Origin of the sequence: Methylobacterium sp. XJLW, from assembly GCF_003254375.1 — a bacterium.
GTDB classification, from domain to species: Bacteria; Pseudomonadota; Alphaproteobacteria; order Rhizobiales; family Beijerinckiaceae; genus Methylobacterium; species Methylobacterium fujisawaense.
This window is the reverse complement of the sequence record NZ_CP016429.1, coordinates 2,781,689-2,802,912: the sequence shown is the minus strand read 5'-3', so window position 1 is coordinate 2,802,912 and position 21,224 is coordinate 2,781,689. Positions and strand designations below refer to the sequence as shown.

The 21,224-nt window shown below is 68.5% G+C and carries 24 protein-coding genes; 10 read left to right on the top strand and 14 right to left on the bottom strand.

Features of this window, described 5'->3' with window-relative positions:
* Positions 1-29 precede the first annotated feature (29 nt).
* From A3862_RS13030 to A3862_RS31065, 4 genes are all read left to right on the top strand, one after another.
* A complete protein-coding gene (locus A3862_RS13030) occupies positions 30-659 on the top strand; it encodes a hypothetical protein (RefSeq protein ID WP_043759037.1) in 630 nt (209 codons plus the stop codon).
* Entirely contained in the window at positions 656-1,069 is a 414-nt protein-coding gene (locus tag A3862_RS13025; RefSeq protein WP_043759040.1) for a hypothetical protein, read from the top strand. The genes A3862_RS13030 and A3862_RS13025 overlap by 4 nt, the downstream gene beginning before the upstream one ends.
* Positions 1,070-1,180: 111 nt before the next feature.
* Positions 1,181-1,429, top strand: a complete 249-nt coding sequence (locus A3862_RS13020; RefSeq protein ID WP_043759042.1) for a hypothetical protein — start codon at positions 1,181-1,183, stop codon at positions 1,427-1,429.
* Complete coding sequence (locus A3862_RS31065) at positions 1,426-1,752, top strand: hypothetical protein (protein WP_124262972.1); 327 nt, start codon at positions 1,426-1,428, stop codon at positions 1,750-1,752. Before A3862_RS13020 ends, A3862_RS31065 begins: the two co-directional genes overlap by 4 nt.
* Before the next feature lie 332 nt (positions 1,753-2,084).
* On the opposite strand, the gene A3862_RS13015 is transcribed toward A3862_RS31065, so the two are convergent.
* The 4 genes from A3862_RS13015 to A3862_RS13000 form a co-directional block, all read right to left on the bottom strand.
* Positions 2,085-2,615, bottom strand: a complete 531-nt coding sequence (locus A3862_RS13015; RefSeq protein WP_075382276.1) for a GNAT family N-acetyltransferase — start codon at positions 2,613-2,615, stop codon at positions 2,085-2,087.
* A 552-nt stretch (positions 2,616-3,167) separates the two neighbouring features.
* A complete protein-coding gene (locus tag A3862_RS31515; RefSeq protein WP_052083663.1) occupies positions 3,168-3,590 on the bottom strand; it encodes a hypothetical protein in 423 nt (140 codons plus the stop codon).
* A gap of 1 nt (position 3,591) precedes the next feature.
* Positions 3,592-4,230, bottom strand: coding sequence for a hypothetical protein (locus A3862_RS31820; RefSeq protein ID WP_043759043.1), 639 nt, complete (start codon positions 4,228-4,230; stop codon positions 3,592-3,594).
* Complete coding sequence (locus A3862_RS13000) at positions 4,227-4,727, bottom strand: hypothetical protein (protein ID WP_043759044.1); 501 nt, start codon at positions 4,725-4,727, stop codon at positions 4,227-4,229. The genes A3862_RS31820 and A3862_RS13000 overlap by 4 nt, the downstream gene beginning before the upstream one ends.
* On the opposite strand from A3862_RS13000, the gene A3862_RS32070 reads away from it, so the two are divergent.
* Positions 4,726-5,304 (top strand): hypothetical protein, encoded by a 579-nt coding sequence (locus tag A3862_RS32070; protein WP_236953043.1) that lies wholly within the window; start codon positions 4,726-4,728, stop codon positions 5,302-5,304. The two genes, A3862_RS13000 and A3862_RS32070, sit on opposite strands and share 2 nt — an antisense overlap.
* A 19-nt stretch (positions 5,305-5,323) precedes the next feature.
* Entirely contained in the window at positions 5,324-5,842 is a 519-nt protein-coding gene (locus A3862_RS12990; RefSeq protein WP_124262971.1) for a hypothetical protein, read from the top strand.
* Positions 5,843-5,871: 29 nt separating this feature from the next.
* Here A3862_RS12990 and A3862_RS12985 read toward each other — a convergent pair whose 3' ends face one another.
* Positions 5,872-6,288 carry a hypothetical protein gene (locus A3862_RS12985; protein WP_043759045.1) on the bottom strand — a complete coding sequence of 139 codons (417 nt, stop codon included), beginning with the start codon at positions 6,286-6,288 and terminating at the stop codon, positions 5,872-5,874.
* A 685-nt stretch (positions 6,289-6,973) separates the two neighbouring features.
* Here A3862_RS12985 and A3862_RS31060 point away from each other — a divergent pair.
* The 3 genes from A3862_RS31060 to A3862_RS12975 all read left to right on the top strand — a co-directional run bounded on the left by A3862_RS31060 (position 6,974) and on the right by A3862_RS12975 (position 10,470).
* On the top strand, positions 6,974-7,501 hold the full coding sequence (locus A3862_RS31060) for a hypothetical protein (protein WP_124262970.1): 528 nt from the start codon (positions 6,974-6,976) through the stop codon (positions 7,499-7,501).
* A 374-nt stretch (positions 7,502-7,875) separates the two neighbouring features.
* The gene (locus A3862_RS12980) at positions 7,876-8,085 is read left to right on the top strand and encodes a hypothetical protein (protein ID WP_043759046.1); all 210 of its coding nucleotides are present in this window, start codon (positions 7,876-7,878) and stop codon (positions 8,083-8,085) included.
* Positions 8,086-8,574: 489 nt separating this feature from the next.
* On the top strand, positions 8,575-10,470 hold the full coding sequence (locus tag A3862_RS12975) for an AAA family ATPase (RefSeq protein WP_164706366.1): 1,896 nt from the start codon (positions 8,575-8,577) through the stop codon (positions 10,468-10,470).
* A 413-nt stretch (positions 10,471-10,883) separates the two neighbouring features.
* On the opposite strand, the gene A3862_RS12970 is transcribed toward A3862_RS12975, so the two are convergent.
* The 7 genes from A3862_RS12970 to xth all read right to left on the bottom strand — a co-directional run bounded on the left by A3862_RS12970 (position 10,884) and on the right by xth (position 15,770).
* Positions 10,884-11,360: a hypothetical protein gene (locus A3862_RS12970; RefSeq protein WP_043759047.1), complete on the bottom strand. Its 477-nt coding sequence runs from the start codon at positions 11,358-11,360 to the stop codon at positions 10,884-10,886.
* Between the two features lie 163 nt (positions 11,361-11,523).
* Positions 11,524-11,823, bottom strand: coding sequence for a GCG_CRPN prefix-to-repeats domain-containing protein (locus A3862_RS12965; RefSeq protein ID WP_043385077.1), 300 nt, complete (start codon positions 11,821-11,823; stop codon positions 11,524-11,526).
* A 139-nt stretch (positions 11,824-11,962) separates the two neighbouring features.
* On the bottom strand, positions 11,963-12,277 hold the full coding sequence (locus A3862_RS12960) for a hypothetical protein (protein WP_043354509.1): 315 nt from the start codon (positions 12,275-12,277) through the stop codon (positions 11,963-11,965).
* An 89-nt stretch (positions 12,278-12,366) separates the two neighbouring features.
* Positions 12,367-12,654, bottom strand: coding sequence for a hypothetical protein (locus tag A3862_RS12955; protein ID WP_236961973.1), 288 nt, complete (start codon positions 12,652-12,654; stop codon positions 12,367-12,369).
* A 91-nt stretch (positions 12,655-12,745) separates the two neighbouring features.
* Positions 12,746-13,528 (bottom strand): SDR family NAD(P)-dependent oxidoreductase, encoded by a 783-nt coding sequence (locus A3862_RS12950; RefSeq protein ID WP_043385070.1) that lies wholly within the window; start codon positions 13,526-13,528, stop codon positions 12,746-12,748.
* 277 nt (positions 13,529-13,805) lie between these two features.
* Positions 13,806-14,684 carry an SDR family oxidoreductase gene (locus A3862_RS12945; protein WP_111473631.1) on the bottom strand — a complete coding sequence of 293 codons (879 nt, stop codon included), beginning with the start codon at positions 14,682-14,684 and terminating at the stop codon, positions 13,806-13,808.
* Between the two features lie 276 nt (positions 14,685-14,960).
* Entirely contained in the window at positions 14,961-15,770 is an 810-nt protein-coding gene (gene xth / locus A3862_RS12940) for an exodeoxyribonuclease III (RefSeq protein WP_043354519.1), read from the bottom strand.
* Positions 15,771-15,930: 160 nt separating this feature from the next.
* On the opposite strand from xth, the gene A3862_RS12935 reads away from it, so the two are divergent.
* Positions 15,931-16,671, top strand: a complete 741-nt coding sequence (locus A3862_RS12935; protein ID WP_043759053.1) for a lysophospholipid acyltransferase family protein — start codon at positions 15,931-15,933, stop codon at positions 16,669-16,671.
* Positions 16,672-16,680: 9 nt separating this feature from the next.
* On the opposite strand, the gene A3862_RS12930 is transcribed toward A3862_RS12935, so the two are convergent.
* A complete protein-coding gene (locus A3862_RS12930; RefSeq protein WP_043759056.1) occupies positions 16,681-17,589 on the bottom strand; it encodes a LolA family protein in 909 nt (302 codons plus the stop codon).
* 283 nt (positions 17,590-17,872) lie between these two features.
* Positions 17,873-21,136 carry a DNA translocase FtsK gene (locus tag A3862_RS12925; protein ID WP_043759058.1) on the bottom strand — a complete coding sequence of 1,088 codons (3,264 nt, stop codon included), beginning with the start codon at positions 21,134-21,136 and terminating at the stop codon, positions 17,873-17,875.
* Between the last annotated feature and the right edge of the window lie 88 nt (positions 21,137-21,224).

Sequence of the window (21,224 nt, the reverse complement as noted above, 5' to 3'; positions counted from 1 at the left end):
CCGAAGCCTTCGTTCGAAGGAGCGACGCCATGCAGACGCAGGAGGCGAAGGAACTGTCGTGTCCGCATGCACCGTTTCGAAAGAAGGAATGGCGGAAGCTGATCCCCTATCCCGGGAGCACGCCTCACATGCGTCGGACATTGGCGGGCACCTCGATCAAGAAGGTGCAGCCTCGACAACGTCTGGCGCTCGGCCCCAAAATCCGTGAATGGTTCGTCGCGGAGATCTCGGCATGGCCGAGCGATGCGAAGCAGCCGCTGACCTGGGATGCGGTCATCGCGAAGGGGCTCGTCATCCATCGATGGAAGTGGAGTAGGAGCGGCCTGTGCCGCTTTCCCGAGATCTCCGAGGCCTTCGCGAAGAGGACGGACGAGATCCGCGCCGGCCGAAGGAAGATCCCCCGTACGGGCCCGCGTGCCGACGAGGCGAAGTCCCGTGCCCGCCTCTTGGCGATGATCGACAATCTGCGCGAGGAGAACGAAGAGCTGACCCGCCGTATCCGCACTTGGCAGAGGAACGCCCACGCTCTGAACATCACCGAGGCGCAGCTCGACGAGGGGTGGGACGAAGTCGATCGGGGGCAGACGGACCTGGATCTGCGGAAGGAGAAGGGGTTGTCGCTTCCGCAGCATGCTCGGCGCAAGGCGAAGAGGAAATGACCGGCGTCTCCGGGCGCGAGATCGGCGAGCGCAACGTCGCCACGCTTCGCGCCTATCTGGACCGCCTGCAAGCCGCCGGCGAGCTGCTGCCGGAGAGGAGCGGGAAGCCGAACCTGTCGGCCATCGCTATCGCCTGCGGCTTCGACCGGCAGACGCTCTACAAGAACCCGACCGCCAAGGCACTCCTCGATGAGGCTGTCAGGCGGCTGGGAACGGCACCGCCGGCGGACGATGCATCCGACGAGCTTGACGCGAAGCCGAAAGCCGACCGCCGCGATCGACGCATCCTGCAGCTCGAGCAGCACAACGCAGCCCTGAGGGCAGAGGTGCGCGGTCTGCGGGAGCAGCTCGCCCGATACAGGCACGTCGAGGAGGCCATGATCACGGGGCGCGGAGTTCGGGGCGTATGACGGCGGCGACGACCCGTTCCCGGAACACGCGGCGTCGAAATGTAGTCCGATGACGGGGCGTCGGCGATCGGGTAGGATATGCTCCTCTCCGAACCTTCGGATGTCCGAGACATGGCCGGAACCGTTCAGCTGGAAATCAACGCCGACGTCTACGAAGCCGCGCGCCGCGTCGCGAAGCTGGACAATGTAGACGTGTCGACGCTCGTCGAAGACCTCGTTCGCCGCCACTCCGAATACGTAGCGACCCTCGGCGATCTCGATCCGGCGATGCCGGCATTCGATCTCGACCACTACGAGATGCAGCGCGATCCGGATGAAACCGACGCCGATTACGAGTCTCGGCTGAGCCTCTTCCGTTGACCGGACCCATACCGTTTCGATCAGGTGACTTCGTCTGGACGCGGTTTCCCTTCGAGAATGAACCGGATGAGCCCGGCTTGGTTCGACACGCGGCCTGCGTCATCGCTGCCTTCACGCAGCAGCAGGCCGGTGCGGCGACCTCTGCGGATGTCCCAGCCCGTGGATTGGTCGTGGGCGTCTACACATCCTCGAAGGTCGGAAAATTCGGCGACGCATTGCCGATCGGCGTGATCCAGGTCGGACGGGAACAGGCATCCCGTCTCGGCGGTCAGGTCGCATTCTTCATCGACGTCCGTAAGCGCGCCTCTGCCCTACACTCGTAAATTCTTCCCCGACATCGACGAACCCGGCTGCGGCCTCATCGCCCCCGCAAGCCGGACCCTGTTCGACGAGGTCAAGAGGCAATACCTCCTTGTGAACCAACGTCACCAGGATCTCATCGTCAACGTAGGCCCGTTGAGACCGCCGGGTACCTGACGGCGCCGCCGCTCCGCGCGAAGTCGTCCTCCTGGTGGTGCAAATCCGACACTTGGCATCCGCCGCCAAGAGCCGCTACCGACCCAAACCAGTCGAAATGAACGGTATTTGGGGCCCTCAATAGCGGCCGTTCGTGGTCGCTCGAATGGGTTGGCTACGATGCTACCTGTCGCTGATTTCAAGCCAAGGCTGACAGGGTAGGCCAATGAACTCGCAAGATGGTCTTCCCGCTCGCCGCGGGGATCCGCGAGGTGTCGTGCTCTACCACTTTACCGCCAAGCCTTTGGTAAAACCGCAGCCCTGCTTGATTGGCCTCAAACACCCATAGGTACAGTCCATTATCCGTGCCCTGAGAGGCAAGATTTTGCGCCATGGAGCGGAGCAGGCGTTCCCCAATCTTTTGGCCTCGCATTTCTGGGGCAACGTGCAGATTATCTACCCAGCTACCCCAACGCGGATCGTGATCGCGAAAGGCTGCGATGAAACCAATCAGTTGATGGGCTGAGCCTCGGGCGGTCTGTACGATCAAAGACGGTGCTGGATCGGCGAGTCTGTCGGACCAAAGTGTGAGACGATCAGCTTCGATTGGCCCAGCAAGAAAATTCGGATCTAGTATGGAGCGATAGGCGTCCTGCCAACTCTTTGCATGAAGCGAGGCAATGGCGGCTGCATCCGCTCTATCCGCCGATTGGAAGGTGGCGCTGATCATCGATAGGGTTTGCGCTGAAGGGCAGGGAGACAGAGACAATCCTGCCGTAGGCCGCGTGAGGACGCCATAGCCATGTCCGCTTCGGTGCATCCGCCGCCTCAAGGCAGACAGGCAGGAACCCACCCTGAGCGGTCCATCCGCTGGCGACCCACGGCAGCCGTACGGACACCCATAAGCACGCCCCGAAAGCAGACACCTTCGCCTCAAATCCGGGCCGTAGGCTTCCACGCTTCCGCCGTAAGCGAACGTTCAGACGGACGCACCGCGGGCCCTCACCGGGCCGAACGCGACCATCTACAATTGGCTTCGTGCCCCGGGCAGCCAAGGGGGCAAGGTCAGGTCGTTCGGGACGTTCACCCGAGCGGGCGGACCACTTCCCAGGTGCTATGCGACTCCGCCGCCGAAGGCCCAATGCTGCGCCTGAGGGGCAAAAAGGGGAGCAGAGCCGAGCCATCGGCCGCTCACGGGGTGGGCGCACGACCAGGATCCAAGCCTTCACGGATCGCTTCTGCCGTCCGCTCGCCTGTGGGATCGTCGGTCGGGACGGTCGGTCTATCGGTAATCCGGTGCCAAGTGCCGCATCGCCCGAACCTTGGCGGCGCGGACCGCTGGGCTGCGGACGAGTTCGTGACAGAACAGCAGCGGCATCGGTTTCAGCGCGTCATGAACTGCTCCGTCGCCTCGAGCCATGGACATGGTCTGCCGTGCGGCTGCTGCGCCGACGGCGTCGGCGAGTGTGGTCCAATCCTCCACTGATCCGTGCCCGCGCTGCAAGATCGCATTGCCCCACAGATGGCCCTGCTCGCGCAGGTACGGTACGTCCTGCCGGGTCAGACAGGCAGCCATCGCGTAACCCTCGACGTCTGCCCGAAGCGCGGCGCGTCGCGCTTCCGCGGCAGTTGAGGTGCTCAGAAGGGCCGCGCCGAGCACCGCCGCCCGGACAAGCCGCGTCGGCGAGAGAGGTCGACGAAACATGTCACGGCTCCTCGACGGCTAGGTCCGTCGCCGGGAGCCACCCTACAACGGGCGCCTTGCCGCCTTGGTAGAGCGCCCGCACCCAGCCCTCCCGGCGCTCCAGCACCACAACCGCGTCGTCCGCCACAAGATAAGGGGTCCGTCTCGGGGCTTGGCCGAGCTCGGTCCGGAGAGCGGCGCGTCGAGCGGTCACCAGTCCGACACCGCGCCAGTTCTCAGGTCGCGCCTCTCCTTCCTGCACCTCCCGCGGCAGGGTGTAGGGCTTGTCTACCATGCCGCCCGTCGTCATCGAGCAGCCGCCATGGTCTTCCACCAGTCTCAGCTCGGCCCCCTCCGCCGTGAAGGTGAGGGTGCCGGCGATGCGCTCAGCCTCGCCTGGGTACCAAGTCTCGAGCGCCGCGCGGGGGCCGGACAGCGTGCCGCGTAGGAGGAAGATGCAGCTGAAGGACGGCATGCCGTTGATCCCGCCGCACACGTCCGCGAAGACGCCCGATACGCTGCTGCCCCGCACCGCGAGGACGAGGCTGCCGTAACGACCCGATCGCGGTGCAGTCTCTGCCGCCGCGCCGCCGCCCTGGGCAAACGTCAGAGCAAGCAAGCTCACAGTGCTGCCGCGCTTGACCCAAGTCCAGAGCTTCACAGGTTCTTCTCCAGAACCTTGACCACAGCCTCGACCCGGTCCTTGAAGTCGGCCACGTTCGCGAAGGGGCGCCAGTTCACGTCGAGCACGCCGCCCTCGAACTTCAGGCCGTTTTGGTAGGCCGAGGCTGGGGCGGTCTTCTCGTCATAACGGATGCGAACCGTTTTAAGCTTCGCCCGCAGGGCATCACGGCCCATCTGGTCCTTGGTCACGTCCCGCAAACCCGCCGCCAGCGGTTCGAAGATCGTCGTCTCGAAGTAGCCCGGATCCGCGTAGTACGGCGCGTCACCCGGGATGGTGAGCTGATCCCACGCCACCTCGACCGGCACGGGGAAGCCTGCCGCCTCCTGAACCGCCTTTTCCTGCGCCGGGAAGCGGCCTTCACGATAGGCGGCGATCGCCCGGCGCTCGGCCAGCCCCAGTGTCGGTTCGGCCCAAGCGGCCGACACGCAGAGCAGGAGCGTGGCGGAAGCGAGCGCGTCGCGGCGTGAGAGCATGCGGTCGATTTCCCTCTGGTATGCCGGCCCGGACATCGGGCGCGGGGTGATGGAACGGATGAGATGGTGGATGCCGCCGCGGCGTCGGGCGCCACCGAACCGGGCCGGTCGCCTCGACGGCGCGGGTGCTGGCCACGGGGACGCGCGCAGGGAAGAAGACGATGCTATCCGCATCGCGCAGCGCTTTGTCACGGTGGCGCACACGCAGGAACAGCCCAGCAAGAAGAGGGATGACATGCCAGGACGACCGTCCGCCCATGCGCGAAGCGTCGCTTCTGTCGCCTTTGCGGCCGCTGCCCTCATGGCTCAGCCGCTGTCGGCCGCACCGGTGAAGCCGGCCGGAGCCGCGCCGAGGCTCCCGGCCGACGCTCAGGCCTACGTGACGCGGCGAAGAGGCTGCAATCACTGGGGTGGCGAGGACGCCTACGACGAGGCTCGCGGTCGGGAGATCGCCGCCGCGGCGAAGGCGCTGCGCTGCGACGCCATCGACGCGGACGAGGCACGCTTGCGCCGCCGCTACGGAAAGGATCCAGCGGTCCTGAAGGCCCTCGACAGAGCGGACGGCGAAAGTGGCTGAGCGCGGCGCGGGACGGCCGGTGAACGAGCCCGTCAGCCGCCGAGTGAGGCGTCTGCTCCACGCGCCTCCCCTCGCGTTGCTCATCGGCCTCGGTCTCGCCCCGTTCTTCATCCTCTTTCCTCGCCTACCCGGCGGGCCGGAGGTCGGCCCAGCGCATGACCCGACCTCACAGCCCTTCGCGTTCTGGGCCGGTGCGGCCTTGCTCGGTGGCCTCGTGGGCACCCTCAACGGCGCGGCCCGACCACTGTACCGCGCTGCCGCGCTCATCTTTGGAGCGTCGCTCCTGTCGGTTCCTGCCTTGCGCCTGGCGCTCATGTCGGGCCTGCCGTTTCCACACAGGCTCGCTGTGTGGCTCGGACTCGATGGGGAATTCGCGATGGAGGCCGATCTATACGAAATTTGGCTGCTGTCGTGGCTCGTCTGCCTCGGTCTGATCGTCGTGGTCTGGCGCGGTCTGGTGCGGATCATACCGGTGCGGCTCGCGGAGGCGGCGGGCCACACGGAAACCACGTCGACCGGTCCCAATCCGTGCCCATAGGCGTGGACCCGGTCAGTGCTGGCGCTGGTTCACTTCCGTGTTGGACGGAGCGGTCCGTAGAAGCCGGTCCATTCCATGCCGAGTGTCTGGGCTCGCCGGGCCAAGATACCGGGCACCGACAGCAGGCTCATCACTGGCGAAGCGAGGATGTCCCGGTCGTTCAAGAGGCGCCCGACCTGTCGTCCCCGCCACCAGAGCAGGCCGAACAGCAGGGCGAGCATCAGGAGCAGGCCCCAGGTCACGAGATCCCACCCGAAGATGTAAAGACCGTAGGGTGGATTGAGGGCCGTACCGAGCCGAGACAGTCCGATGAGGACGATCGGCAACAGGACCAGAAAGCCCAGCAGCTCCAACGGCAGCCGGCGGAACACGCGTAGAGCTGCGTTCAGATCCTCGACGGACACATAGTCGAGGGACAGCCGTGCATCGTTCCCAGCCCGTGTCATGGAGCCTCCTGGCTTCAACGTTGTCTCCGACGATGAGGTCGCACGACTCTAGGATAAAAGGGACGGAAAGGGATTTCCACCTCTCGGCCCGTCAGCGTGGTGCTGCGCCTGTCCCTCCCATGAGTCCGTGCAGCCTCTCGACCAAGGCTGTCGGAGATCGACCCAACGCAGCCGCCGGGAGCGCAATTCGCGTTTCCTCAAAGCGGCCGTCAGTCATCGTCCAACAACTTCGGCTGGGGTGGTGCGTGCCCTTTGGTGGCGGCGGTTCGCAACCAGGGCATAATGGCTCTGGCCTCAGCCATAGCCTCCTCCACCGTCGCGAAGAGACCGGAAGGAGGATATCCTTCTCGCCAAACCGCAGGCGTGTTGTCCCAGGCTTCGAAGCTGTCTTCGGTGTAGAAGAAGCCAACCTCACGACGATGGACCGTCAAGCGGACTCTACCGTCCTCGCGTTCGATTTGGTGAGCGATAGTCGCAGACATGGCTTATTTCGGTGTCCTATCGTCGTCCCCTCCTAGGGTACGATCCACGAAGAAGAGGACGATATCGAAACGGCGCTGGAACGGCGGTTCCGCCTTCGACCCAGCCCGGCCGTTCGAAAGGCCAACGACGTTCCCAGTAAGCAGCCGTGAATTTACCCCTGTAGCGAGTGCCGTTCAAATTCGGCTAGGTTTCGTTTGCCGACTTGAACGCTTTTGCTGTAGGCAAGTTCATGCTATCGCTTCGCGCAGCCATGTTGGGCATGGCGCTTATAATTACCCTGCCAATCGGCTGCTCTACCATACAAAAAGAGCTTTATCTAAGACGATCTATTCCTAAAAAGTTTCACCAGACTTGGTATTTCGTAGAAGGAGCCTGCAATCGCTTCCTTAGCTACCAGGGCGCTTATGCAATAGGACTGCGCGACGATACAATAATGCAGATTGAAGAACAGGGTCTCAAATTTTTCTCCGATATACGCGATCCCGCAAATGCAGCGGAGACAAATTATTATAGAGGCGAATGGAAGCCCACGCCAGTTCCAAGGGCTTGGTACTCGGAAGGGGCTATACCTAACTTGTACTGCGGTGCTGAAAATGCCCTTTTTTGGCCAAAAGGAATAGAGGATGCGGTCAAAAGGACAGGCAGCTACTATCTCGATGGTGTCGGCGCAAGAAACCTATATGTAATACCAAGCCTTGGTCTAATCGTGGCAAGCGGCAATGATCGTTAGAGCGCTCTTGCGCACATCTGAGATTAAGTATCGATTGTGGGGCAATTCCTCAATGTGCAGCCTAAACGCCGCCGTTTCGGGCTTCTGAAAAGAGACGGCGACCGTCCTCTCAAATAGGTCCGCTCCGGGCCGTTCGTCGTCTGAAAGCGGACCATCTGCAACCCACCCAGTCCGGCTGTCCGAGCCATCGCCGGGCTGTCCGCCTAACGGCCATTTACCGACCGTCGGACAAACTCGGCCCGGTGTGGGAGGCGACCTTTCTGACCGAGAAGCGGAGATACGGAAATGCCTTGAACGCAGCGGCCGATGCGTATTGACCCTCCCACGGTGGGAACGTTTACAGCTAGGGTGTAGCTTGAAGAGGACATCCACCTATGAAGACGCTGATCGCAGGGGCAGCAGCCATGTTGTTGCTCAGTGCGGCCCCGGCGCTCGCCATGACCTGCTGTGGCGGCGGGAAAGGCAAGGGCGCCATGATGTGCGGCAAAGGGAGCATGGCCATGGCGCATGGCAGCTTGAAGGGTAAGAAGAGTGGCTGCTGCTGTGACGGGATGGGCGGCGGTAACATGAGCAAGCGCACATAACTCGGAAAGTATGCCGAATTTCGGCCGGATAGTTCGACCGGCCCTTCACGTCCCTACGACCGCGCCAGTCTAACTAGCTTGCGCGGTCACCCCGGCTCTGTCCGCTTCTACACATCCGTCAGCCGGAAGCGGACCGACGGGAAACCACCCGTTGCGGACGCCGCGACCAAGTATCAAGCGTCAGATTTGGCCCACTAGATTGCTGGCCCAATCGGAGCATGCCGCGGCCGGATCGATTCTGCGCCAAGGTCAACATCAGTCTGAAGCAGTCCCTTGGTGGGATCGGAAAGAGACCGTCCCTCGGAGCCGACCTGGGCCCCGAAGACCACCGCGCGCAGTGGAGGTGAAGGGGTCGCGAAGCGACGCTTGCGCTTGCCCCTTCGCCGGAACGAGCACGGTGGTATCGTGGCGCGGTCGGATCGGGGGCTCGTCCTCGATATGCCGAATTGTGCAGCACCCTGCTGCACGGTCTCGAAGTGGAGATCGTGGGTGGATCCGGAGCGCGATCGTACGGCTCTCGTCCGCCACCTCGCGGAGGATCCAGCTTTCGTAGGGATTGGCTACGCGACCGCCGGCAAGCTCCAGGCTGCTCTCGGCGACGATCTCGGCCGCGCACTGACCGACGGCGACCTCGTCGCCCTTGAGCCGATCCTCGGGATCGAGCGGGCCCACGACCTCGTAGTGGCGTGGCGCGATCGGCAAGCCGAAGGCGACGTCGTCGTCTGGCTCGGGGAGAACGGATTCGACGGACGCCTCGCCCGCAAGATCGTCGCCCTTTGGGGCCTCGAGGCTCCGCTCCGCCTCCGGGAGAACCCGTGGCTTATGATGGCCGTGGCCGACTTCGAGAAAGTCGACGCCGTGGCGCATCGGCTCGGTCTGCCGCTCGACGCCGACGATCGGAGCATCGCGGCCGTGGAGGCTGCCCTCTACCGGCGGCTCGACGAGCATCACACCTTGACCCGCCACGCCGAGGTCGTGCGCCTAGTCGCTCGACTCCTGCGATGTTCGGCGTCGCGCGCCTCCGAGGCCGTATCCAAGGCGGTAGCCCTCGGCGTCGCCGTTCGGATGGGCGAAGGCCTGCAGCCGGCCGGCGCGGCCATGATGGAGGCCTACGTCGCCGGCGCGATCGCCCGGATGATCGAGGGGCAGGTGAGCGAGGATTTGATCGCCCGCGAGGTCCCCGCTCCGGAACTCGACGTTTGGCTGGACGAGGCGGCAGGCGCCATCGGCGTCGATCTGGGCTGCGAGCAACGGGATGCCGTCCACCTCGCCCTGAGAAGCCGTTTCGGTCTCGTCGTCGGTGGCGCCGGCGTCGGCAAGACGACCGTGCTCAAGGCGATCGTAGCCGCCTCCGAGCGGTTCGGGCGAGCAATCCACATGATGGCGCTCGCCGGCCGTGCCGCCGTCCGGATGACGGAGGCGACGGGTAGGAAGGCCTCGACGATCGCAGCCTTTCTGAAGGCCGTCGAGGCCAAGCAGATCGCCGTCGGGCCCGAAGCCTTGGTCGTGATCGACGAAAGCTCGATGCTCGACCTTCCGACGCTCTACCGGATCCTGCGGGTCATGCCGCCAAGCGGCCGTCTCCTGCTGGTCGGCGACGAGGCACAGTTGGCGCCGATCGGGTTCGGCCTGACGCTGCATGCGCTCGTCGGCATCCCGGAGATCCCGAAGGTCGAACTACGGACCATTCGGCGGCAGTCCGCCGCCTCCGGCATCCCTGCCGTCGCGGCTGCCATACGCGACGGACGGCTCCCTTGGCTTCAGCCTTTCTCCCCTGACGTCGGCGGCGTCACGCTGCTCGAATGCGAGCCCCACGCAATTGCGGACCACGTGAAGGACGCCCTCGCCGAGCTCGGCGGGGTCGAAGGGGCCACGATACTCTCGGCTCTCAAAACCGGTGCGAGCGGAACGGTCGCTCTTAATGCTGAGCTCCACCATCTGGTGGCCCTCGGATGCCCACCTGGGGAGCGCGGCCGGTTCATTGCCGGAGAGCCAGTGCTGTTCTTGAGGAACGACTACCGTCGGGACCTACGCAACGGCAGCCTGGGCACCGTTACGGAAATCGACGATGATGGGGTGGCCGTGAACTTCGATGGCAATGAGCAGCGGTTGGCCGGACGCGACCTCGACGATCTCGACCACGCCTATGCGGTCACGGTCCACAAGGCGCAGGGCACGGCCTTCGAGAACGTCGTGATCCCGATTGTATCGTCTCGCCTGCTGGACCGCTCGTTGATCTACACCGCCGTCACCCGCGCGATCGCGCGGGTCGTCCTGGTCGGGAGCCGTGAAATGCTACGCTTAGCTGTGGAAAAGCAGCCGATTTCTGCCGATCGGGAAGTTGGCCTCGGTCTCGCCCTTGCCACGCGGAACCAGTCAGAGTGACTGTTTTATGCCTCAATGGATGCGTAGCATGTCTCTAACTCGATTCAATGAGCGTTTGCAGGGCGCTAACACACACAGTGTCAGGGTATGCAAGGGTTTCAGTTACTAGGCGCCGTCGGTCCGGTCGGGACAACGCCGCCGGCGCCGGTCGTGGCGCCGGCGGCGTCTCTGCAGGCTCGGATGCTTCCCCATCTCGGGCCTCTGCATGCGCGCCTCCCCTCGCGGTGAGGAACCGAAGGTGGGGGCGACGCCGGATCGCGCGATCCAATGCCCTCTCCACCAATCCCAACCCGGCCCCCCTCCCCGCCAGAATGAGGGAGTCGGTCGCATCGCTTCGACCGTCGGGGCCTGTCTTGTCGGGCGCCAGGTCCGAGCTGGATCGGGATCCGCTCGGGCCGCGGCCGCGAAGCGGCTCAGCCCTTGAGCTGCTTGTTGCAGGCCGAATAGTAGCCGCCGCCCTTCTCGATCCACTTCATGCCGCCCAACGTGCCGGCGGCCTTGGCCGCGTTGTAGCTGTCGAGACAGGTGTGCATGCGGGCCTTGCCGGCCGATTCCTTGGCGTATTTCGGATCGATGGCGCGGGGGAAGGCGGCCGATCCGGCGGCGGCGGGCGGTGTCGTTCCGGCGCGCGAACCGGCTGCCGGCGGGGCCGCGGGCGCGGCGGTCGTCGCGGTCGGCGAGACCGGGTTGGGGGCGGTGGTCGGGGCGGTATCGGCCGCCGCGCCGCACTCGGCCTTGCGGAAGTCGTTCCACTTCTGCCCGTTGAGCGTCCCCGCCTGCTTGGCGGCCTGATACTTTGCCGAACACTCCTTGGTCGACAGGGCAGCGGCCGGCGAGGCACCGGCCGCCACGCCGGCAATCATCAGGGATGCAAATACATAGCGGCGCATATCGAAAAATCTCCGGGACACTATGTGTCGTCCCGGAAGAGACTAATACGGCTCTATCCCGTCGTGAATATGCGGGTGTCCGTTCCGGCGGGACAAGTCGGCAACCAGGCCCGGATCCGGTCCGATCCGGATCCGGGGTATGGTCCCGAGCCGGCCGCGCGGGCTACCAGCCGCCGTGGAACCGGCGCGGGCCGTCATAGCCGCCATAGCCGCGCTCGTAGCCGCCGTAGCCCGGCCGCCCGTAGGGCCCGCGGGGACCGCCCCAGCCCCAGCCGCGCTCGTTCGGCCGGCAATGGCCCCAGGGATTGGGGTGGAAGCCGGGACCGCAGCCGCCGGCCACGCGCTCGATCACGACCCCGGCATCGGGGGGGCCATAGCCGAACGGTGCCGCGTTCGCCGCCGTGGCGGTGGCGAGCCCCGCCGTGACCACCGCGACCAGGCCGAGCATCTTGGAGCGCATCATGACACGATCTCCTGAACCAGCGGGCCGGACGCACCGGACCGATGGCAGGAGGATGCGCCGGTCGCCGTGAACCGGGACAGGTCCGGCCATTCATCAACCCGACGGGATCGGCCGGACGGGCCCACGCGCGACGGATCGGTCAGGCGGCCTGAAGCCGGACCGGGGTCGGCGCGGCGGCCCGTGAGCGCGCGTAGAGGTCGGCGCCGACGGCCTGGCCCGCCGCCTTGACGAGCGTGGCCTCGTCGCAGGACCGCGCCACCTTCAGGCCGAGCGCCGCGAGCCGCGCGTTGTCGGCGCAATAGGCCGCGATCCGGGCTCGCCCATAGGCCGGCATCGGGGCGAGCAGCCGGTCGCGCTCCGCGTCGTCGGCGCGGAACAGCGCCGAGATCAGCTCGATCGGAACCGGGTAGCGCGCCAGGGCGCTGGGATGGGGGCGGTTTCCGTCGCGCGTCATGGATGCCTCTCCGCTTCGCTGTGCGGTGGAAGGTTCGGCAACCATAGTTAACGATCAGTTGTGATGGTCGCCGGCCCGAGGCGGATGTCTCAGCGGCGCGGCGGGTTCACCCAGGCGCCGCCGTCGGCGTGGTGCGGCCGATTCGTGTCCGCGGCCGGGATCAGGAGCTGCGCGTCCGCCCAGCGAGACGCCGCGCCCGGCGCCGCCGGTGTGATCGCCCCCGTCGTGACCGGATCGATCCAGGCAGGCGGGCCTTCGGCGAGTGACGCGCCCGGATCCGGCAGATTGCGCTCGTAGCCGACGACGACCGCCGTGAGGGCGATCGCGGCCAGGAGGAACGCTAGACCGTCGAGGATCATGGAGCCGAGTCTCGGCATGGCACTCGCGCCTGTTGACCAAGCTTCGGGGCTACGGCGGCAGGGTTAACGAACCCTGTCCGAAACCGGGAGATCCGGCCCTGCGGCGGGCTCAGGCGTTCCGTCCGCCGCGCAGGGTCTTCAGGCCGATGCCCGTCGCCTCGAAACCGCCGTCGACGGCGAGCTGCTGGCCGGTGATGTAGGAGGCGCGCTCCGAGCAGAGGAAGACGATCGCCTCCGCGAGTTCCGTCTCCAGCCCGTAGCGGCCGAGCGGGACGGTGTCGTGATAATCCGCCCGGATCTCGGGGCTGTGGACCGCCTTGGCCATCGCGGTATCCACCGGGCCGGGGGCGACGGCGTTCACGCGGATGCCCCAGCGCGCCAACTCGACGGCCTGCTGCTGGGTGAGCTGCGCCAGCGCCGCCTTGCTGGTGCCGTAGGCCGTCCGCAGGGTCGAGGCGCGCAGGCCCGAGATCGAGGTGACGTTCACGATCGCCCCGCCGCGCTCGGACAGGAGCGGCACGGCGGCCTGCGTGCACAGGAACGGACCGGACAGGTTGACCGCGAGCACCCGCGACCAGTCCGCAAAGGTGGTCTCCATCAGCGGCTTGAAGATCGCGATGCCGGCATTGTTGACCAGGGCGTCGAGCCGCCCGAACCGGTCGCCGACCTGCCGGATCGCCGCCGCGACCGCCTCGGGCTCGGAGACGTCGGCCGTCACCGCCAGCGCGGCCTCCGGACGGCCGAGCCGCTCCGTCGCCGCGGCCACGCCCGGACCGTCGATATCGAGCAGGGCGACGTTCCAGCCGTCCGCGAGGAAGCGGGTCGCGGTGGCGAGCCCGATGCCGCGGGCAGCCCCCGTCACCAGTGCGGTCCGGGTCTGGGCATCGCTCATCGTCGTCTCCGTCGGGGGCGGCCGCACCCGGATGGCGCGACGCGGCGTTCGGGTCCGCAGCGGTGCGACCGCCGCAGGCCAAGCCCGGGACACCTACAGGTCCCTCCCGCCGTTGAAAACCGATCCGCCGTCGATGTCCGATGGATCGCGCGGGCGCCGTCGCGCCTGTCGGCCACCGACCGGTCCGCGGCGGCCGCCAGGCGCGCCGACACGACCGAGGCGGCTTCCCCCTCTCGGGATGCGAAGATGGGCTCGAGCCTCCGCGCGGACCCGGCGCTCAGAGCATCGGGATGCCGCCGGTGACCGGCACCAGCGCCCCGGACATGTAGCTGCCCTCGCGGGAGGCGAGCAGCACGTAGGCCGGAGCGAGTTCCGCGGGCTGGCCGGCGCGGCCGAGCGGGGTCTGCGCGCCGAGCTGCTCGATCTGCTCCGGACTCTTCACGATCGGCTGGATCGGCGTCCAGACCGGCCCCGGGGCGACGCAGTTCACCCGGATCCCCTTCGGCGCCAGCAGGTTCGACAAGCCGATGGTCAGGCTCGCGATCGCGCCCTTGGTGGCGGCGTAGATCAGCATGCTGGGATCGGCGACCTTGGCCTGCACGCTCGTGCTGTTCACGATCGCCCCCCCGGGCTTCATGTGCGGCACCGCGGCCTGGGCGAGGTGGTACATGGCGAAGACGTTGGCGCGGAACGAGCCCTCGATGTCGGGAGCCTTCACGTCGTCGAGGCTGTCGTTCACCACCTGGGCGGCGGCGTTGTTCACGAGGACGTCGAGGCGCCCGAACGCCGCCACGGTCCTCGCCACGAGTTCGCGACAATGGTCCTCGTCGCGGATGTCGCCGGGAAGGAGCAGGCAGCGCCGGCCGGCCTTCTCGACCCAGGCCTTCGTGTCCTCGGCATCCTCCTGCTCGACGTCGAGATAGGAGATCGCCACGTCGGCGCCTTCGCGGGCATACGCGATGGCCACAGCCCGGCCTATGCCGGAATCGCCGCCGGTGATCAGCGCCGCGTGGCCCGTGAGGAGCCCCTTGCCGACATAGCTGTCCTCGCCGTGGTCGGGCCGCGGCGTCATCTTGGAGGTCAGGCCCGGCCGGGGCTGCTGCTGGTCGCCGGGAAAGGGCGGCTGCGGCCCGGCCTGGCGCGGATCGTCGGTCATCGGGGAGGCTCCGGGTCGTGGGCGATCCACGGGATCTAGGGCCGCCTCCAGGGCCGCCGCCTGCGCCCGGCCGTCACAGGCCGGGCGAGGGTACCGAACCGTCTCAGAAGGCGCGGGTGCGCCCGGAATGCGGGCCGCCGTAGCGGCGACGCAGGAAGGAGACGACCTTGGGGAGGAGGAAGGCGATCAGGATCTTGCGCATCGGGGCTCGCTCACGTCACGGGTTCGTGAGCGGGCAATGCTCGGACCGCACCCCGGTTCCGTGCGGGCGCCGGATCAGAGTTCGAGGGTCAGGGTGACCGGCGCGTGGTCGGAGGGACGCTCCCAGGCGCGGGCCTCGCGCAGCACCTCCACCTTGCGGACCGTCCCGGCGAGGTCCGGGGACACCCAGGCGTGGTCCAGGCGCCGCCCCTTGTTGGCCGCCGACCAGTCGGGGGAGCGGTAGCTCCACCACGTGTAGATCTTCTCGGGCTCCGGGGTGAGGTGGCGCGCCGCGTCGATCCAGCCCGCCTCCCCGCGCAGGACCTCCAGCGCCTCCGTCTCGACGGGCGTGTGGCTGACCACGTCGAGGAGCTGCTTGTGCGACCAGACGTCGTGCTCCAGGGGCGCGACGTTGAGGTCGCCCACGAGGATCGCCGGCCCGGAGACGCGCTTGCCACCCCAGGCGCGCAGTTCGGACAGGAAGTCGAGCTTGTGGGCGAATTTCGGGTTGAGGTCGCGGTCCGGCACGTCGCCGCCGGCCGGGACGTAGAAATCGTGCAGCACGATGCCGGCGGCGGCCCCCGCTTCCGGCCCCAGCACCGCCGAGATGTGGCGGGCATCCTGGCGCTCGCAGAACCCCATCACGGCGCGGGTGTGCAGGGGGAAGCGGGAGAGGATCGCGACGCCGTTGTAGCCCTTCTGCCCGGCGAACATCACGTGCTCGTAGCCCGAGCCGCGCAGGGCCTTCAGCGGGAAGGCGTCGTCCGGGCATTTGGTCTCCTGGAGGCAGAGCACGTCCGGCTTGTGCTCGGCCAGGAAGCGCAGCACGAGGTCGATGCGCAGGCGCACCGAGTTGATGTTCCAGGTGGTGACGGTGAGCTGCACGGGCGGCGCCGGGGTTCGGTCGGAGGTGCGCTCCGATAGCCGATTTCGCGGGCCGCGACAGTCCGCTCGACGCCGGCGGCGCGAAATGCCGTGCGTCGGTGCCCGGCAGGCGCTATGCCCGTGCCCTGCCCTGTCCCGGGCCCCTCGTCGAGGCGCCGCCATGGCACATGCCCGCTCGCTCCTGTTCGCCGCCTACTGGGCCGCCTGGACCACCCTGTTCCTCGCGCCGCTCGCGGTCTTCCTCCTGTCGGGGTCCCCCGAGCGGCCGATCCGACGGGCGACGCGCCTCTGGGCACGCGGCATCCTGGCCGGGCTCCGGCACATCGTCGGCCTGCGCTACGTGGAGGAGGGCCGCCAGCACCTGCCGGCCAAGCCCTGCCTGATCGTCGCCAACCACCAGTCGACCTGGGAGACCCTCGCCTTCCTGGTGCTGGTGCCGGACGTGGCGATCGTCGCCAAGCGGGAGCTGCTGGCGATCCCGGTGGTCGGCTGGTTCCTGCGACGCTCGCCGATGATCGTCATCGACCGCGGCAACGGCACGCAGGCCTTGCGCACCATGATCGACGAGGGCCGCGCCGCTGTCGCGGCGGGCCGGTCGGTGCTGATCTTTCCGGAAGGCACCCGCGGCGGCATCGACGCGCCGCTGCGCTTCAAGCGCGGCGTCGAGCTGCTCTACGGACGGCTCGGCCTGCCGGTGGTGCCGGTGGCGCTGAATTCCGGGCTGTTCTGGCCGGGGGGCATGGCGACCCGGGCCGGGACCGTGGTGGTGAGCTACCTCACGGCCATCGCGCCGGGCCTGACGGCCGCGGAGTTCCTGCGCGGCACCGAGGGGGCGATCGACCGGGAGCTCGACCGCTGGCGCCCCATCGGCCTCGACGGCCTCGGCGCGAAGGCGGCCTGAGGGCGCCCCCTAGGGCTGCGCTTGCTGGATCTGCTGCTGCACGGCCTTGTCCTCGGCACGCCCGTAATTGATGAAGAACAGGTTGCCGTCGACGCTCTTGCCCTTCTGGAGGTTCGAGAGCGTCACCGTCGTGATGTAGCCCTGCGGATCGGTGATCCGCCACTGCGACAGGGTCTTCACGTCGGCATCGAAGAACAGCTGGATCTTCGAGGTGCCGCCGAGGGTGGCGCGGTCCTCCAGGCTGATGCGGACGCCGCCCGGATCGTTCGCCACGTCGGTGACGGTGAGGTCGCGGGCGAGGTCGATCTTCTCGCGCAGCAGGAATTTCAGCGGCGTCTGGGCGATAAAGTAGAGGTCCTGCGTGTTGAGCTTGCGGTCGCGCACCGCCACCGAGGTGCCGTCGGCGATCACCTCGAGCGGCGAGGGCTGGTCGTAGTCGAAGCGCAGGCGGCCGGGCTTGGCCAGCGTCAGCTTGCCGCCGATCCGGCGCCCATCGGCGCCGATCTGCATGAAGTTGCCCGTCAGGGTGTTGATCCCGTTGAAGTAGGCGTTGGCCTGGGCGAGCAGCGTCGCGGCATCCGCGGGCTCGCCGGGGGCGATCGCCGTCGGCGCGCCCACCGCCGCGACCTTGGGCTCGGCGGCCTTGTGCTCGGCCTTGCCGGACTTGGCATTGGCCGCCTTCGTGTCCTTGCCCGAGTCCTTGCCGGAATCCTTGCTCGCCTCCTTGGCCTTGGGCGCGGGCTTCTTGGCCGGCGCGGGGGCCGGCGGGGCAGCCTCGGGCTGCGGCGCGGGCTCCTCCTTGTGGCCGAACAGGCTGTCGATGAAGGCGCCCACCTGCGCCTCGGCCGGGTTGGCGGTCGCGAGCCACAGCCCGGCGGCGATCAGGGAGCCGGCTGTGCGGATGCGGCGGCCGATCATCGGCAGAGTCTCCTGGGGAACCACGGCGTGGGCTCCGGCGGCAAAGGGAAAGCGGAACGTGACGTCAGCGAGCGGGTGAAGACGTCGCGCCCCCCGTCGTCTGCGCGAGCGGCGCGCGGCAACCCAGGAGCTCCACGGTGCCGGACGGCGCCCTGCCCTGGGCTGCTTCGCTCCGCTCTCACGGACGGGACGGGTTTCGCAGCGGCCCGTTAGAACCCCGCCCTGTGGCGAAGATGCGACGTCCGGGCCGCCCCCATGGGGGAGCGGCCCGGGGCGCGGCGTCTCACTCGTCGTCGTACACGCCGCTCGACATGTGGGCTGCGCCGGCGACCAGGATCTCGCGCTTGCCGGCATGGTTGGCCGGGCCGACGATCCCCTCGATCTCCATCCGCTCCATGATCGAGGCGGCGCGGTTGTAGCCGATCTGCAGACGGCGCTGGATGTAGCTCGTCGACGCCTTCTGGTCGCGCAGCACCACCTCGATCGCCTGCTTGTAGAGGTCGTCCGACTCGCCGCCGGTCGCCGCCGCGAAGGCGCCGATGTCGAAGACGGGGGCCTCCTCCTCGGGCTCGTCGCCGCGCTCGGCCTTGTCGGCCGCGGCGGCCTTGCCCCGGCCGGACCGGCCGCCCTCCTTGGCGGGCTCCTCGGGCGAATCGTCGGCCGTGACGGCGTCGAGGTAGCTGGGACGGCCCTGGCGCTTGAGATGCGCCACGACGGTCTCGACCTCGCTGTCCGAGCAGAACGGCCCGTGCACCCGGGTCGTGCGCCCGCCGCCGGCCATGAACAGCATGTCGCCCTGGCCCAGAAGCTGCTCGGCGCCCATCTCGCCCAGGATCGTGCGCGAGTCGATCTTGCTCGTCACCTGGAAGCTGATCCGGGTCGGGAAGTTCGCCTTGATCGTCCCGGTGATCACGTCCACCGAAGGCCGCTGCGTCGCCATGATCAGGTGGATGCCCGCCGCCCGCGCCATCTGCGCCAGACGCTGGATCGCACCCTCGATGTCCTTGCCGGCCACCATCATCAGGTCGGCCATCTCGTCGACCACGATCACGATGTACGGCAGCGGCGCCAGGTCCATCGCCTCCTCTTCGAACACGGCCTCGCCGGTGTGGCGGTCGAAGCCGGTCTGGATCGTGCGCGTGATGGTCTCGCCCTTGTCGCGGGCCTCCTTCATGCGGGCGTTGTAGCCGTCGATGTTCCGGACGGCGATCTTGGCCATCTTCTTGTAGCGCTCCTCCATCTCGCGCACGGCCCACTTGAGGGCGATGACCGCCTTCTTGGGGTCGATGACCACGGGGGAGAGCAGGTGCGGGATGCCGTCGTAGACCGACAGCTCCAGCATCTTCGGATCGACCATGATCAGCCGGCACTCCTCCGGCTTCAGCCGGTAGAGCAGGCTGAGGATCATGGTGTTGATCGCCACCGACTTGCCCGAGCCGGTGGTGCCGGCCACCAGCAGGTGCGGCATGCGCGCGAGGTCGGCGATGATCGGCTCGCCGCCGATGTTCTTGCCCAGGCACAGGGCCAGCTTGTGCTTGCTCTCGGCGAAGTCGGCCGACGAGAGGAGCTCCCGCAGGTAGACGGTCTCGCGGGTCTCGTTCGGCAGCTCGATGCCGATGACGTTCCGGCCGGGCACCACCGCGACGCGGGCCGAGACCGCCGACATCGACCGGGCGATGTCGTCCGACAGGCCGATCACGCGGCTGGACTTGGTGCCCGGTGCCGGCTCCAGCTCGTAGAGGGTGACGACCGGGCCCGGCCGCACCGCCAGGATGTCGCCGCGCACGCCGAAATCCTGGACCGTCTGCTGCAGGTTTAGGGCGTTCTGCTCCAGCACGTCGGCATCGACCTCCTCGCTGCCGCCCGGCGCCGGCAGGGCGAGCAGTTCGAGGGACGGCAGCTCGTAATCGGCGTTCTCGATCGGCGCGATCTCGAGATGGCGGCCGGCCGGGATCAGGTGGGCGCGGGGCGCGACGAGCGGGACCGCAACCGGCGCGGGGGCCGGCAGAGCGGCGACCGGCTCGGACGGCTCGTCCGCGACGGGCTCGGCCTCGCTCTCAACCTCGGCTTCGACCGGCTCGGGCTGCGGCGCCAGCTTGCCCCGGAGCAGGACCGGGCGCGGGGTCATCGGGATCACCACGCGCTCGGCTTCGGCGCGCGCGGCGGCCGGCGCGGCCGCAACCGGGGCCACAACCGGGGCCGGAACGGCTTCGGGCTGGGCCGGGGGCGCCGGCGGGAGGGTGCTCGGCTGGCCGGCCGCGCGGATCGCCGCCCGGGCCGCCATGGCGCTCAGCGCCGGGGCCCGGCGCGGAGCCTCGGAGACCGGCGCGGCCGGAGGCTCGGCCGCGGCGCTGCCGGGACCGAAGACCAGCGACAGGCCGGAGGCCGGGGCCGCGGCGGGGGGCAGGAAGGCGCTCCGGATCGCGGCGGCCTCCTCGGTCCGCGGGCCGGAATCCGTGCCGTTATCCTGCCCGTCGGCGGGGCGCGGCGGCTGGTCGAACCGCACGAGCCGGTCGAGCACGTAGACCGGCCGCGGCGGCAGCGAGCGCAGGTGCGAGATGTCGAGGGGCATCGAGACGAAGCGCTCGTCGGACGCCGCCGGCGCGGCGACGGCCTCCGGGGCCGGGGGCGCCTCGGCGGACTGCGCCTCCAGGGCCGACCAGGCCTCGACGGACGACCAGTCGCCGCCGTCGAACCAGGGCTGGACCTCGGACCAGTCGGGCAGGTCGGACCAGTCGCGGGCCGGGGCCTCGGCGACGGTTTCGACGCTCTCGGCGACGAAAGGCGCCGCCGCGACGGGGGCGATCACCGCCGTGGACGCGGCCAGCTCGACGGCGGGCCGGACCGGGCGGCGATCCGGCGTGCGGAAGAAGCGGACGCCCGGCGGGGCGACGAAGGGCTGGCGCCACAGGGGCACCGGCTCCGCGTCCGGCGCGGCGGCTTCGGGCGGGACCGGCATGACGGTGACGCGCTCCGCCGCCTCGGCGGCGGTCCGCTCGTGCGCGATGCGCTCCCGCTCGGCCTCCTCGCGGGCGGCCCGCTCGGTCTCCAGGGCAAGGGCGGCCGCCTGCGCCTCGGCGCGGGCGCGCTCCAGGGCGACGCGCTCGGCCTCCAGGGCGCGCTGGCGGCGCTCCTGCAGGACCGAATCGGGGGTGCGGGTGTAGCGCACGGCCGAGGGGGCGGCGGCCTGGACCGGCGCGGCGACCGGCGCACCGGCCGGCACGCCCTCGGGGGCGATGGCGGCGGGGCGGCGCGGCTGGCGCACCAGCACGCCCGGCGAGGACGCGCTGCGGTCGATCCGGCTCTCGAAGGCCGGCGCATCCAGGGCGTCGAGGCTCGCCCGGTCGTCGAAGACCTGGTCCGGCCAGTGCGGTTCGGGCGCGGCCGCGCGCGGGGCGCGCTCGGCGGCCTCGCGGCCGACCATCGCGCCCGGCGGCGTGAGCCAGCTCGGCTCCGCCCGGCGCCCGGGGGCACCGTAGGACGGGCGGGCGGGGAGTCCGACCGGGGAGCCGGACAGGCGGCGGGTGAGGCTCGCGCGGAGCGCCATCAGCCGGTGCGCCAGGGCTCCCAGGGAGAGGCCCGAGCGGTCGCCGCCGCGGACGGGGCGGGCGGGGTCACGGTGGGAGTACGGAGGC

Coding starts and splice junctions, on each gene's coding strand:
- A3862_RS13030 (WP_043759037.1), top strand. CDS start 30: ATGCAGACGCAGGAGGCGAAGGAACTGTCGTGTCCGCATGCACCGTTT.
- A3862_RS13025 (WP_043759040.1), top strand. CDS start 656: ATGACCGGCGTCTCCGGGCGCGAGATCGGCGAGCGCAACGTCGCCACG.
- A3862_RS13020 (WP_043759042.1), top strand. CDS start 1,181: ATGGCCGGAACCGTTCAGCTGGAAATCAACGCCGACGTCTACGAAGCC.
- A3862_RS13015 (WP_075382276.1), bottom strand. CDS start 2,615: ATGATCAGCGCCACCTTCCAATCGGCGGATAGAGCGGATGCAGCCGCC.
- A3862_RS31515 (WP_052083663.1), bottom strand. CDS start 3,590: ATGTTTCGTCGACCTCTCTCGCCGACGCGGCTTGTCCGGGCGGCGGTG.
- A3862_RS32070 (WP_236953043.1), top strand. CDS start 4,726: ATGCGGTCGATTTCCCTCTGGTATGCCGGCCCGGACATCGGGCGCGGG.
- A3862_RS13000 (WP_043759044.1), bottom strand. CDS start 4,727: ATGCTCTCACGCCGCGACGCGCTCGCTTCCGCCACGCTCCTGCTCTGC.
- A3862_RS12985 (WP_043759045.1), bottom strand. CDS start 6,288: ATGACACGGGCTGGGAACGATGCACGGCTGTCCCTCGACTATGTGTCC.
- A3862_RS12980 (WP_043759046.1), top strand. CDS start 7,876: ATGAAGACGCTGATCGCAGGGGCAGCAGCCATGTTGTTGCTCAGTGCG.
- A3862_RS12970 (WP_043759047.1), bottom strand. CDS start 11,360: ATGCGCCGCTATGTATTTGCATCCCTGATGATTGCCGGCGTGGCGGCC.
- A3862_RS12965 (WP_043385077.1), bottom strand. CDS start 11,823: ATGATGCGCTCCAAGATGCTCGGCCTGGTCGCGGTGGTCACGGCGGGG.
- A3862_RS12960 (WP_043354509.1), bottom strand. CDS start 12,277: ATGACGCGCGACGGAAACCGCCCCCATCCCAGCGCCCTGGCGCGCTAC.
- A3862_RS12955 (WP_236961973.1), bottom strand. CDS start 12,654: ATGCCGAGACTCGGCTCCATGATCCTCGACGGTCTAGCGTTCCTCCTG.
- A3862_RS12950 (WP_043385070.1), bottom strand. CDS start 13,528: ATGAGCGATGCCCAGACCCGGACCGCACTGGTGACGGGGGCTGCCCGC.
- A3862_RS12945 (WP_111473631.1), bottom strand. CDS start 14,684: ATGACCGACGATCCGCGCCAGGCCGGGCCGCAGCCGCCCTTTCCCGGC.
- A3862_RS12935 (WP_043759053.1), top strand. CDS start 15,931: ATGGCACATGCCCGCTCGCTCCTGTTCGCCGCCTACTGGGCCGCCTGG.
- A3862_RS12930 (WP_043759056.1), bottom strand. CDS start 17,589: ATGATCGGCCGCCGCATCCGCACAGCCGGCTCCCTGATCGCCGCCGGG.
- A3862_RS12925 (WP_043759058.1), bottom strand. CDS start 21,136: ATGGCGCTCCGCGCGAGCCTCACCCGCCGCCTGTCCGGCTCCCCGGTC.